Source organism: Thioalkalivibrio sp. ALE31, assembly GCF_000377405.1.
GTDB lineage: Bacteria > Pseudomonadota > Gammaproteobacteria > Ectothiorhodospirales > Ectothiorhodospiraceae > Thioalkalivibrio.
The window spans coordinates 39,968-52,441 of the sequence record NZ_KB905026.1 but is presented as its reverse complement, the minus strand read 5'-3'; the positions used below and the strand labels follow the sequence as shown (position 1 = coordinate 52,441).

Annotated in this window: 9 protein-coding genes; 2 read left to right on the top strand and 7 right to left on the bottom strand. The window is 66.1% G+C overall.

Features of this window, described 5'->3' with window-relative positions:
• Positions 1–20 precede the first annotated feature (20 nt).
• The 5 genes from D103_RS0111490 to metH form a co-directional block, all read right to left on the bottom strand.
• Positions 21–1,394: a response regulator gene (locus D103_RS0111490; protein WP_018876896.1), complete on the bottom strand. Its 1,374-nt coding sequence runs from the start codon at positions 1,392–1,394 to the stop codon at positions 21–23.
• A gap of 168 nt (positions 1,395–1,562) precedes the next feature.
• On the bottom strand, positions 1,563–3,116 hold the full coding sequence (locus D103_RS0111485) for a bifunctional GNAT family N-acetyltransferase/carbon-nitrogen hydrolase family protein (RefSeq protein ID WP_018866721.1): 1,554 nt from the start codon (positions 3,114–3,116) through the stop codon (positions 1,563–1,565).
• A 57-nt stretch (positions 3,117–3,173) separates the two neighbouring features.
• A complete protein-coding gene (locus D103_RS0111480) occupies positions 3,174–3,497 on the bottom strand; it encodes a hypothetical protein (protein ID WP_018866720.1) in 324 nt (107 codons plus the stop codon).
• A complete protein-coding gene (locus D103_RS0111475; RefSeq protein ID WP_018876895.1) occupies positions 3,494–3,886 on the bottom strand; it encodes a PH domain-containing protein in 393 nt (130 codons plus the stop codon). Before D103_RS0111475 ends, D103_RS0111480 begins: the two co-directional genes overlap by 4 nt.
• 149 nt (positions 3,887–4,035) lie before the next feature.
• On the bottom strand, positions 4,036–7,827 hold the full coding sequence (gene metH / locus D103_RS0111470; protein WP_018876894.1) for a methionine synthase: 3,792 nt from the start codon (positions 7,825–7,827) through the stop codon (positions 4,036–4,038).
• Between the two features lie 154 nt (positions 7,828–7,981).
• On the opposite strand from metH, the gene D103_RS0111465 reads away from it, so the two are divergent.
• Positions 7,982–8,716 (top strand): arginyltransferase, encoded by a 735-nt coding sequence (locus D103_RS0111465; protein WP_018866717.1) that lies wholly within the window; start codon positions 7,982–7,984, stop codon positions 8,714–8,716.
• A 39-nt stretch (positions 8,717–8,755) separates the two neighbouring features.
• On the opposite strand, the gene D103_RS0111460 is transcribed toward D103_RS0111465, so the two are convergent.
• The gene (locus tag D103_RS0111460) at positions 8,756–9,604 is read right to left on the bottom strand and encodes a methyltransferase domain-containing protein (protein ID WP_018876893.1); all 849 of its coding nucleotides are present in this window, start codon (positions 9,602–9,604) and stop codon (positions 8,756–8,758) included.
• The gene (locus D103_RS0111455) at positions 9,601–10,419 is read right to left on the bottom strand and encodes a class I SAM-dependent methyltransferase (protein ID WP_018866715.1); all 819 of its coding nucleotides are present in this window, start codon (positions 10,417–10,419) and stop codon (positions 9,601–9,603) included. The genes D103_RS0111460 and D103_RS0111455 overlap by 4 nt, the downstream gene beginning before the upstream one ends.
• 489 nt (positions 10,420–10,908) lie before the next feature.
• Between D103_RS0111455 and purH the strand changes: the two genes are divergently transcribed.
• On the top strand, positions 10,909–12,474 hold the full coding sequence (gene purH / locus D103_RS0111450) for a bifunctional phosphoribosylaminoimidazolecarboxamide formyltransferase/IMP cyclohydrolase (RefSeq protein WP_018876892.1): 1,566 nt from the start codon (positions 10,909–10,911) through the stop codon (positions 12,472–12,474).

Below are 12,474 nucleotides of genomic sequence, written 5' to 3'. Positions count from 1 at the left end.
CGCCGGGCCCTCCGGCGACGTCAGTATCCACGCAGGTAGATCGCCACACCCAGGGCGACCACAACCGCCAGCACTCCCACGAAGGCCACCCGGAACCAGCGCCGGCGCCCCAGGCGCTCGGAACGCCTGTGCGGCGGGTCTGACGCTGGCGCGCGCAGGCGGTCCTCCGGCTCCGCCTTGACCGACCCCTCGGGATCGGCCGGGCGCTCGGGCTCTGCGGCCGCCGTGGTGCTGTGTCCGGTCAGGGCGTGTTCCAGATCGCGGATACGGCCACGCAGCTCCTGATTGCGCTGCTGAGACTCGGCCAGTTCCTGTTCGCGCGCTACCAGGCGCTCGCCCAGATCCGCCGCCGAGTCCCCGGTGTCCGCGCAGCGCTGCTCCGCCTCCGCCTGGGCCTTCTCCGCGGCGGCCGCCCGCTCGCACTGCTGATTGCGCTCGCGGCGCAGGCGATCGGCCTCGGCTCGCGCGTCCTGCAGCTCTTTCTGCACCGCGTCGCGCTGGCGCTCCAGCTCGACCAGGTCATGATCCAGGCGAACGTTCTCGCCCTCCAGTTCGCGCACCCGGCTGCGCAGTTGCTCGGTCGCCTCGCTGGCCGCCGCGGGTGCCCCGGCCTCCTCGGCCTCCAGCTCCTCGACCCGCGCGCGCAGCGTGGCCAGTTCGGCCTCGCGGGCCTCGGCCTGCTCGCCGGTGGCCGCGGCCTCCTCGTCGCGCGCCCGCGCCTCGGCCAGCGCCGTCTCGGTCTCCTCCAGCCGGGCCTGCAGGGTCTCGATCTCGCGCTCGCGTTCCTCGGCGCGCTGGAAGGCCGCCGTGGATTCATCGCGAGCCTCGCCCAGGGCATTGCGCAGGCGCTCCAGTTCCTTCTGCGCCTCGCGCTCATTGGCGGACTGCTGGCGCAGCATCAGCTCGCGACGCAGGCGCTCGACCTCTTCGCGCAGCGCCGCGGCCTCGGCGGTATCGACTTCCGCGCCGGCGCTCGCGAGCTCCGGCTCCGGGGGCGGCGGCAGCAGTTCGGCCACCACCTCGCGCACACGGGTCGGCACGAACGGCTTCATCAGGACGGCGCTGGCGCCCAGCGAACGCCATTCGTCGCTGGCGGCCTCGTCGCTCTCCTGGCCGGTCACGATCGCCACCGGGAGATCGGCGGGGACATTCTCGATGCCATCGCGCACACGGAGCAGCAAATCCTGGCCGTCGATCCCCGGCATCGAGAGATCGGTCAGGACCAGGCCGATATCCGGATACTGCTGCAGCAGCTCCAGGGCCTGCTCGCCATCGGCGGCCTCGTAGACCGTGTGCTGGCCCTGCAGGATGCGCTGCAACGCGACCCGGATGACCTTGGAGTCATCCACCACGAGAATCGCGGCGCGTTTCGGATCCGGCGTCTGCTCGTTCATTCCTTCCCCCTGACTGACATCCGCCCGTCCAGTGACGGCGCGGCCTCGATCATGGCCGACGGACCGCGACCGATGCTCCCTGTACCAGCAAGACTAAGGGGCGCGGCCTCCGGATGCCAGTGGCAGCCAACGGGCAACCGGAACGCGTTCACGTTTTGTCCGCGCGGGCTACACTGGCTTGGACTTCCACTTGACCGAGTAGAGATCCCGGCGGCGGTCGCGCAGGTTGCGCACCGAGCCGTGGTTGCGCAGCTCCTTCAGGTTATCGAGGTCGAGGTCCACGATCAGTGTCATCTCGGTATTCGGAGTCGCCTCCGCCGCCACCGCGTCATGCGGGAAGGCGAAGTCGGACGGGGTGAAGACCGCGGCCTGGGAATACTGCATGTCCATGTTCTCGACCTTGGGCAGGTTGCCCACCGAGCCGGACATCACCACGTAGCACTCGTTCTCGATGGCGCGTGCCTGGGCACAGCGCCGCACCCGAAGGTAGGCGTTCTTGGTGTCGGTCCAGTAGGGGACGAACAGGATCTGCAGGCCATGATCGGCCATCACCCGGGGCAGTTCGGGGAATTCCACGTCGTAGCAGATCAGGATGCCGATCTTGCCGAAGTCGGTATCGAAGACGTGTACCTCGTCGCCCCCCTGCAGCCCCCAGTAGGAGACCTCGTCGGGGGTCACGTGGACCTTGTACTGGCGGTCCCAAGTGCCATCGCGGCGGCACAGGTAAGAGACGTTGCGGAGCACGTCCTCGGTGTATTCGGGCATCGACCCGGCCACGATGTTGATGTTGTAGGCCAGCGCCAGGCGCACCATTTCCTCGCGCACCGCCTCGGTGTATTCGGCCAGGCGGCGTACGGCCTCGGCCGGGTAGTCCTGGTTGAACGCCCCCATCAGCGGGCCGTTGAAGAATTCCGGGAACAGCACGCAATCCGCGCGGTAGCCGGAGACCGCATCCACGAAGTACTCCACCTGCTGGAACAGGGCATCGAGATCCACTGTCGGGCGCATCTGCCACTGGACCACGCCGATGCGCACGTCCGAGCGGCTGCCGCCGATCAGCTTCTCCTTCTCCTCGTAGTAGATGTTAAGCCACTCGATCAGGGTGGCGTAGGCCCCGGACTTCTCGTCGTCCGGCAGGTAGTTGGTGATGATCTTGCGGACGTGAAAGTCGTTCGCCAGCTGGAAGGTCAGGATCGGATCGGTGATCTCGTGGTTCTTCACCCGGCGCACGTACTGCTGCGGGGTCAGCTCGTCGCGGTACTGCTCGTAGCCGGGGATGCGCCCGCCGGCGACGATCGCCCGCAGGTTCAGCTTCTCGCACAGCTCCTTGCGCGCGTCGTACAGCCGCCGTCCCAGACGCAGCCCGCGATAGTCCGGATGCACGAAGATATCCACGCCGTAGAGCGTGTCGCCGTCGGGGTCATGGGTGGTCAGGAAGCCGTTGCCGGTGATCTGCCAGTAGTTGTGGTGATCGCCGAAGCGCTTGTATTCGACGATCAGGCTGATCGCCGCGGCCACCACCTTGCCGTTGTCCTCGATGCAGATCTGGCCCTCGGGAAAACGCTTCACCTGGGAGCGGAACTGCGCCTCGCTCCAGGCGCCGTCCAGGTCGTGATAGACCCGCTCCATGATCTCGCGGATGTCCTCGTAGTCCTCGATCCGGGTCGGCCGCAGGGTCAGGTGGTGCTGGGGATTGGATTCGTTGTCCGCGTCGGTCGTCACGCTCGGGGCTCCGGGGATTGAGAAGGAAACGCAGGATGCACGGTGCACCGGCCGGGATCAAAAGATCCAGGCCAGCATCAGCCAGAAGAAGACGAAGAACAGGAAAAAGCCGGGGATCATGAACTGCAGCTCCCCGATCAGGCCCTCGCCGGCGGCCAGGGCAAACACGATCGAGATCAGGACTGACACGATGGCCGCGACCAGCGCGGCGTTCTTCAGGCCCATGCCGTCGTCGAAGGTCATCGCCACCCAGTCCGACAGCCCCGGCAGGGAGACCGCCGCCGCCAGCACCAGCAGGGCCACCAGCAACGCCACCAGCGCCGAGGTGCCCAGCAGGATGCGCAGCGCCAGGCGGCTGTCGGAGCGATCACTCCGGCTCATGCCAGGGCCTCGCGGCGACCGCGCACGTACTCGCGCACGCGATTGGGGTCGGGGATGCCGGTGACCCGGAACTCCGGGTTGTCGCCAGTGGTGTACACCGCGATGCGGCCCACCCGGAAGATGCGGTCGAAAAAGCTCTGGTCCACCTTCACCGTGCGGATCTGGCCGATATCCAGATCCACATGCGACTTCGACAACAGACCGCGCTCGAGATGGACCTGGTCGGCATCGATGCGCAGCCGTACCGAGCGGGTCTGCAGATACCACCAAAGCAGGATCAGCAGGCCGAGCCCGAAGGCCGGGATCAGTACCAGGCTGAGGATGAAACCGAACGGGTGGTTGCGGAACATCGCCGGTCGGGCGTCGATCGCGGGTTCACGGGCGGACATGCACGAACTCCGGTTGCGGGCGGACCCGAACAGTTTGGCGCGGCCACCCAGACAAAGCGAGCCCCGCACCGGGGATTCCCTGATGCGGGGCTCGCAGTTTGCCGGACCCGCCCGCTCGCACGGGTCGGCCCGGAGACGGGACCGGGGTGTTAAGCGGTCCGGGCTTCGCGCTCGGCCTTGGCTTCCGCCTTGGCCTCGTCGCTGTCGTCGTAGCCGATGTTCGGCGCGAGCCAGCGCTCGGCCTCCTCGAACGACATACCCTTGCGCTTGGCGTAGTCCTCGACCTGGTCGCGGTTGACCTTGCCGAGACCGAAGTAGCGCGACTCCGGATGCGCGAAGTACCAGCCGGACACGGCCGAGACCGGCAGCATGGCGTAGCTCTCGGTGAGCGTCATGCCAGCGTTCTCTTCCGGCTGCAGGAGCTCCCACAGGGTGGACTTCTCGGTGTGCTCCGGGCACGCCGGGTAGCCCGGGGCCGGGCGAATGCCCTGGTACTTCTCCTCGATCAGGTCCTCGTTTTCGAGCGACTCGTCCGGGACATAGCCCCAGAATTCGCGGCGCACATGCTGATGCATGCACTCGGCGAAGGCCTCGGCCAGGCGGTCCGCCAGGCTCTTCACGAGGATCGAGTGGTAGTCGTCGTTGGCCTTCTCGAATTCCGCAGCCTTGGCATCGACATCGCCACCGGCACTGACCGCGAAGGCCCCGATGTAGTCGGGACCGCCGGCCTCCTTCGGCATCACGAAATCGGCCAGCGAGTGGCTCGGCTGACCCCGGCGCTTCTCGGTCTGCTGACGCAGGTGATGCAGCTTCTTCAGCACCTTGGAGCGATTCTCGTCGGTGTACACCTCGATATCGTCATTATTGACGGTGTTCGCCGGGAAGAAGCCCACCACGCCCCGCAGGGTGACCCACTTCTCGTCGATCATGCGCTGCAGCATCTCCTGGGCGTCCTTGAACAGCTTGCGCGCCTCTTCACCCACCTTCTCGTCATCCAGGATGCGCGGGTAGGCGGCGTGCAGCTGCCAGGAGTGGAAGAACGGCGTCCAGTCGATGTACTCGGCGACCTCGTTCAGATCGTAGTCGTCGAAGCGCAGCAGCACGGAGCCGTCGCCATGCGGGTGCAGCACGGTCGGCTCGCCCGGCAGCTTGTCGGTCTCCAGCGCCTTCGGCTTGGTTGGGGTATAGCTTGACCAGTCGATCTGCGGCTTGTTGGCGCGCGCCTTCTCCAGCGTGACCCACTGGGTCTTTTTCTTGCGCCCGGCGTTCTGCACGCGCAGCTTTTCGTACTCCTCGCGGATCTCGGCGGCGTACTTCTCGCGCAGTTCGGGGCTGATCAGGCTCTGGGCCACACCCACCGCACGCGAGGCGTCCTTCACCCAGACCACGGGACCGGAGTAGTTCGGCTCGATCTTGACCGCGGTGTGGGCGCGCGAGGTGGTCGCGCCCCCGATCATCAGCGGGGTCTTCATGCCTTCGCGCTCGAGATCGGCGGCGAAGTTGGCCATCTCCTCCAGCGAGGGGGTTATCAGGCCGGACAGGCCGATGACGTCCACATCGTGTTCCTTGGCGGCCTTCAGGATCTCGGCGCCCGGCTGCATCACGCCGATGTCGATGACCTCGAAGTTGTTGCACTGCAGCACGACGCCGACGATGTTCTTGCCGATGTCGTGGACGTCGCCCTTCACCGTGGCCATCAGGATCTTGCCGTTGTTCTCGGTGCCGGTCTTCTCGGCCTCGATGTACGGGATCAGATGGGCCACGGCCTTCTTCATCACGCGGGCGGACTTGACCACCTGCGGCAGGAACATCTTGCCCTCGCCGAACAGGTCGCCGACCACGTTCATGCCGTCCATCAGCGGACCCTCGATCACCTGGATCGGGCGGTCATAGGCCTGGCGCGCCTCTTCGGTGTCCTCGACCACGTAGGTGTCGATGCCCTTGACCAGGGAGTGCTCGAGGCGCTTGGTGACTTCCCATTCACGCCACTCGAGGTTCTCCTCCTTCTTGCCGCCGCCCTGGCCCTTGTACTCCTCGGACAGGTCAAGCAGTCGCTCGGTCGCGTCATCGCGACGGTTCAGGACCACATCCTCGACCGCTTCCTTCAGCTTCTCGTCGATGTCGTCGTAGACCGCGAGCTGGCCGGCGTTGACGATGCCCATGTCCATGCCCGCCTTGATGGCGTGGTACAGGAACACCGCGTGGATCGCCTCGCGCACCGGTTCGTTGCCGCGGAAGGAGAACGACACGTTGGACACGCCGCCGGAGACCAGCGCGTGCGGCAGGTCGTTCTTGATGCGGCGGGTGGCCTCGATGAAGTCCACGCCGTAGTTGTTGTGCTCTTCGATACCGGTCGCGACCGCGAAGATGTTCGGGTCGAAGATGATGTCTTCGGCCGGAAAACCGACCTTCTCGGTCAGCAGCTTGTAGGCGCGGGTGCAGATCTCGACACGGCGGTCCTCGTTGTCGGCCTGGCCGTCCTCGTCGAAGGCCATGACCACGATCGCGGCGCCGTAGCGGCGGCACAGCTGGGCCTGCTTGATGAAATTCTCCTCGCCCTCCTTCATGGAGATCGAGTTGACCACCGGCTTGCCCTGCACGCACTTCAGGCCAGCCTCGATGATCTCGAACTTGGAGGAGTCGATCATCACCGGCACGCGGGCGATATCCGGCTCGCCGGCGAGCAGATTCAGGAATCGGACCATCGCGTCCTGCGACTCCAGCATCCCCTCGTCCATGTTGATATCGATGATCTGGGCGCCGCCCTCGACCTGGTTCAGCGCGACTTCCAGCGCGACGTCGTATTCCTCGTTCTGGATCAGGCGCAGGAACTTGCGCGAGCCGGTCACGTTGGTGCGCTCGCCGACGTTCACGAACAGCGAGTCGTCAGTAATGTTGCACGGCTCGAGGCCCGACAGGCGACAGGCCGCGGCAACCTCCGGGACCTTGCGCGGCGGATGCTTCTCCACCGCCTCGCGCATCGCGCGGATGTGCTCCGGCAACGTGCCGCAGCAGCCGCCGATGATGTTCAGCAGGCCCTGCTCGGCCCAGGGGCCAACGTCCGCGGCCATCTGCTCCGGCGACTCGTCATAGTCACCGAACTCGTTCGGCAGACCGGCGTTCGGGTGCGCGGAGACAAACGTGTCGGCAATGCGCGACAGCTCTTCCACGTACTGGCGCATCTCTTTCGCACCCAGCGCGCAGTTCAGGCCGATGGAGACCGGGTTCGCATGACGCACCGAGTTCCAGAAGGCCTCGGTGGTCTGGCCGGACAGGGTACGGCCGGAGGCGTCGGTGATGGTGCCGGAGATCATGATCGGGAGGTCCTTCCCGAGCTCGTCTTCCAGGGTCTTCACCGCGAAGATCGCGGCCTTGGCGTTCAGGGTGTCGAACACCGTCTCGATCAGCAGCAGGTCCACGCCGCCCTCGACCAGAGCCTCGGCGGCCTCCTTGTAGGCCTCGACCAGGGTGTCGAAATCGACGTTCCGCGCGCCCGGGTCGTTCACGTCCGGCGAGATCGACGCGGTACGGTTGGTCGGGCCGAGGATGCCAGCTACGTAACGCGGCTTGTCCGGGGTCTTCTCGGTCCAGGCATCGGCGGCCTTGCGCGCGAGCTTCGCGGATTCGCGGTTCAGCTCGGGGACCAGATCCTCCATGTGGTAGTCCGCCATCGCGATGCGGGTACCGTTGAAGGTGTTGGCCTCGATGATGTCGGCGCCGACCTCGAGATAGTCGTTGTGGATCTGCTCGATGATGTCCGGACGGGTCAGCGACAGCAGGTCGTTGTTGCCCTTCAGGTCGGACTCCCAGTCCTTGAAGCGCTCGCCGCGGTAGTCGGCCTCGTCCAGCTTGTACAGCTGGATGGTGGTTCCCATACCGCCGTCCAGGATCAGGATGCGCTCTTTCAGCGCCTTCTCGATATCTTTACGTGTTGCCGTCATGTGCCGTACACCATTGGTTTCGAATGGGATAAGTGTACACGCCGGGGTTCCATCCCGGTCGTGGAGCCCACCCTTCCGGCAGGCTCTTTCGTATCTCGTGGCGGTCTGGGATGCCCCTGTTTGCGCCCGTGCACGGAGATGTCACGATAGCGCCATGCAGGAACATCCAATCCGCTGGTTCATCACTGCCCCGCAGGCCTGCCCCTATCTGGACGACCGCGAGATGCAGAGCCTCCTGGTCGACCCCGCGGTCAGCCTGGGCGGTGCCCGCTTCGGCCAGCTACTGGCCGAGGGCTTTCGCCGCAGCGGTCAGTTTGTCTACCGGCATCACTGCCCCGAATGCGCCGCCTGCGTGCCGGTACGCATTCCGGTCGCGAGCTTTCGCCCGAATCGCAGCCAGCGCCGTTGCCTGGACCGCAATCAGGATCTCGCGGTGGCGATCCGGCGCCCGCCGGAGCAGCCGGGCACCGGGCCCGCCGCCGATCTCGACGAGCACATGCCGTTGTTCTCGCGCTACCAGACCGCCCGCCACGCGGGCGGGGGCATGGAGCAGATGGGGCGCGAGGAATACACGGGCATGCTGGCCCACCATAACGGCCCGGTGGATCTGATCGAATTCCGCCAGGCCGGCACGCTGGTCGCGGTAGCCGTCACCGACCGCACCCCGCAGGGGCTGTCGGCGATGTACAGCTTCTTCGATCCGGATCAGCCGCGCCGCGGCCTGGGCACCCTCGCGATCCTGACCCAGGTGGCGCATGCGCACCGCCTCGGTCTGCCCCATGTCTACCTCGGCTACTGGATCGACCAGGCGCCGAAGATGGAATACAAGACCCGCTTCCAGCCGCTCGAAGGCCGCATGGACGGGGTCTGGAGGCGACTGCCCGCCTGACGGCGGCCAGCCCCTCGGTCCCTGCTTCGCAAGCGCGACCTAGCGGGCCGGCTTGCGGAAGCGGAAGATGCCCCAGGTCAGGTAGCCCGAGTTGCCGCCATCGACCCAGTGCTGCAGGCCCTGCTTCATGCGGTCGATGTAGTCCTGCGAGATGTAGTGCTTCAGCTCGTCCTCGCGGGACTCGAGCTCCTGCTTCACGCGGCCGTAGTGGGTCGCGATCTGGCTGGAATGCTCCTCGAAACCGACCTCTTCCAGACCCGCTGCCTTGGCCGCCTCACGGTAAAACTCGGGGCTAGCCAGCGAATCCAGATGGATGCGGGCGAGGATCGGGTCCAGCACGCCGTCCGGGCAATCGTCGGTCTGCATCGGATCGGTGAAGATCAGCCAGCCACCCGGCTTCAGCACTCGAGCGGCCTCCTGAATCACCTTCTTCTTGTTTTCGTTCTCGCTATGCAGGAACGAGTCTTCGGACCAAACTACGTCATAGGACGCGTCCGGCTCGTCGACCTTCTCGAAGCTGCCGTCGACCACGGTGATCTTGTGGTCCAGGTGGCGCGCCTTGTTGATCTCGCGGTCGCGCTCGTTTTCCTTTTCGGACAGGTTCAGCGCGGTGACCTCGCAGCCGTAGTTCTCCACCAGATAGCGCGCGACACCGCCGTAGCCGGCACCCATGTCGAGCACGCGCCATTCCGGCTGCGGCTCGCCGAGCAGGTCGGACATATGGGCGACCGTGCGCCGGCTGGCGTCGCCGATCGGCTCGTCCTTGTACTCGTACAGCCCGATATGGAGGTCTTCACCGCCCCACACCATCTTGTAGAAGGTGTCGGCGTCCTCGCTGTTGTAATAGTCGCGAGCCGTCTCGACGACGTCGGAGTAGTTCTCGCTCATCGTTCCTCGCCCTCGATATAACGCTTGTCGGCAACGTGGATGAAGAAGTCGGGATCGGTCTCGCGGTAGGTCTCCTGGAAGTCCCCGTAGGTCTCGATCTTCTGGAAACCGACCTCGCGCATCAGGCGGCGCACATAGGCCTTGCGCAGCGGGAACATGTTCAGGAAGTACTCGGAGCCATCCGGGAAGCGATACTGGAAGCGGGCCAGGCCTTCGTCGACATGGGCCGGCTGCACCTGCACGTCGTCGCCGCAGTAGTAGTAGGTGTGCTTGGACGAGTAGCCGTGGTCCATGATGGTGTCGTAGTTGCGCTGGTCGAGGATCAGCACGCCATCGTGGTTCAGGGCGGAGTAGAACTCGGCCAGGGCCTTGCGGCGGTCATGTTCGTTGAACAGGTGGGTGAACGAGTTGCCCAGACAGACCACGGCGTCGTAACGGCCGTAGATATCGCGGTTGAGCATGCGCCAGTCGGCCTGCACGGTGCGCAGGATGTGCCCGCGCTTGCGGCCGTTCTCGAAGGCCTTGACGAGCATCTCCGGGGCGCCGTCGGCGGTCACCACGTCAAAGCCCGCTTCGCGCAGCTGTACGGAGTGAAAACCGGTACCGGCGGCCACGTCCAGCACGCGCTTGGCGCCACGCTTCTTCAGTTCTTCGATAAAGAAGGTGCCTTCGCTCTTGGCGCGGTTGTCCCAGTCGATCAGGTCGTCCCACTTGTCGACGAAACCGGTGGTGTACTCGTTGAGGTAGTTCTCGGTATCGCGACGTTCGGTCGGCTTGTCACCGAAATCCTGATCATTCTTGATGTTCGCTGCCATGCTGGTTCCTCTTGGCTTTTGCTGCTGTCGTAAGCGTGAACGGACGGCCCGCGGCCGATCCGTCGGCACAACACCCCGCAAACGCAGAGAACCGCGACCCCCGCATGTCCCGGCGGTCTCGCCATTCGCCCGATCCGCCCAGGCCAGGCCTGGTGTTCGGGTAGCAATGCAACGGGCGCGTTGTTCGCAGCGCCCGCTACCGGCCTGGCCGGTTCATCCTGCACATCCGGAGGGCTCTTCATTACCCGGATGCCGAGCCGTGGTCTGGCGGGCCCATCCCGCCTGGCTCGGGGATCGTTTACGGCGCCTCGCGCTGCGTCTGAACGCGGGCGTTGTGTCCGAAATCGTTTTTATACCCTGAAGGTTTTGCGCAAAAATTACAAGTTGAACCCCGGCCCGCCCGCTGTGCCACGGCCGGGTCGGAGGCGCCTCCACGGGCGTCACGCGTTCGATATAATGGCGGTTTTTGCAGCGATCCCGAGGCCCCGCATGACCCCCAGCCGCCCCATCCAGCGTGCCCTTTTGTCGGTCTCCGAGAAGACCGGCGTCGTGGAGCTCGCCCGCGCCCTGCACGAGCGCGGCGTGGAGCTCCTGTCCACCGGCGGCACGGCCCGCCTGCTGGCCGAAAACAACCTTCCGGTGACCGAGGTTTCCGCGCACACGGGCTTCCCCGAGATCATGGATGGCCGGGTCAAGACCCTGCACCCGCGCATCCACGGGGGCCTGCTGGGGCGGCGCGACATCGACTCCGCGGTGATGGCCGAGCAGGACATCCCCCCGATCGACCTGCTGGTGGTGAACCTCTATCCCTTCGAGGCGACCGTGGCCCGACCCGGGTGCAGCCTGGAGGATGCCATCGAGAACATCGACATCGGCGGGCCCGCGATGCTGCGTGCGGCAGCCAAGAACTACCGTGACGTGGCCGTGGCCACCAGCCCCGACCAGTACGGCGAGATCGTCGCGGCCATTGGTGACCAGGGCGAGGTGCCGCAGTCCCTGCGCTTCCGCCTGGCGGTGGCGGCCTTCGATCACGTCGCGCGGTACGACGCCGCGATCAGCAACTATCTGTCGGCCCTCGACGAGGACGGTGAAACGACGCCCTTCCCCGGGCAGCTGAACGCCACCTTCGAGCGCGTCGAGACCCTGCGCTACGGCGAGAATCCGCACCAGCGCGCCGCGTTCTACCGCGATCCGCAGCCCACACCCGGCACCCTGGCCAGTTACCGCCAGCACCAGGGCAAGTCGCTGTCCTACAACAACCTGGCGGACGCCGATGCCGCCTGGGAATGCGTACGCCAGTTCGAGGCCGGGGCCTGCGTGATCGTCAAGCACGCCAACCCCTGCGGCGTGGCGGTCGCGCCGAGTCAGCTGATGGCCTACGAGCGCGCCTTCCAGACCGACCCGACCTCGGCCTTCGGCGGCATCATCGCCTTCAACCGCCCGCTGGACGGCGACACCGCGCATGCGATTGTCAGCCGCCAGTTCGTCGAGGTCGTGATCGCCCCCGAGATCACGCCGGGCGCGCTGCGCGCGCTGGCCACGAAGAAGAACGTCCGGGTACTGGAGATCCCGCCGGCGGGCGTTGGCCCGGGCCTGGACTACAAGCGCATCGGCGGCGGGCTGCTGGTCCAGGATGCGGACCGCGGCAGCCTGGCCGATGTGGAACTGAAGACCGTGACCGCGCGCGCGCCGTCGGAACAGGAGATGAAGGACCTGTGCTTCGCCTGGCAGGTCGCCAAGTACGTCAAGTCCAACGCCATCGTCTATACCCGCGACCAGCAGACCATCGGGGTCGGGGCGGGCCAGATGAGCCGCGTGTACTCCGCGCGCATCGCCGGCATCAAGGCCGCGGACGAAGGCCTGCAGGTCGCCGGCTCGGTGATGGCCTCGGATGCCTTCTTCCCGTTCCGCGACGGCATCGACGCCGCAGCCGAGGCCGGTATCACCGCGGTGATCCAGCCGGGCGGCTCGATGCGCGATCAGGAGGTGATCGACGCCGCCAACGAGCACGACATCGCCATGCTGTTCACCGGCATGCGCCACTTCCGCCACTGA

Bases quoted from the DNA above. Each gene is read 5' to 3' on its own strand.
- D103_RS0111490 (WP_018876896.1), bottom strand. From the start codon at position 1,394: ATGAACGAGCAGACGCCGGATCCGAAACGCGCCGCGATTCTCGTGGTG.
- D103_RS0111480 (WP_018866720.1), bottom strand. From the start codon at position 3,497: ATGAGCCGGAGTGATCGCTCCGACAGCCGCCTGGCGCTGCGCATCCTG.
- D103_RS0111475 (WP_018876895.1), bottom strand. From the start codon at position 3,886: ATGTCCGCCCGTGAACCCGCGATCGACGCCCGACCGGCGATGTTCCGC.
- metH (WP_018876894.1), bottom strand. From the start codon at position 7,827: ATGACGGCAACACGTAAAGATATCGAGAAGGCGCTGAAAGAGCGCATC.
- D103_RS0111465 (WP_018866717.1), top strand. From the start codon at position 7,982: ATGCAGGAACATCCAATCCGCTGGTTCATCACTGCCCCGCAGGCCTGC.
- D103_RS0111460 (WP_018876893.1), bottom strand. From the start codon at position 9,604: ATGAGCGAGAACTACTCCGACGTCGTCGAGACGGCTCGCGACTATTAC.
- D103_RS0111455 (WP_018866715.1), bottom strand. From the start codon at position 10,419: ATGGCAGCGAACATCAAGAATGATCAGGATTTCGGTGACAAGCCGACC.
- purH (WP_018876892.1), top strand. From the start codon at position 10,909: ATGACCCCCAGCCGCCCCATCCAGCGTGCCCTTTTGTCGGTCTCCGAG.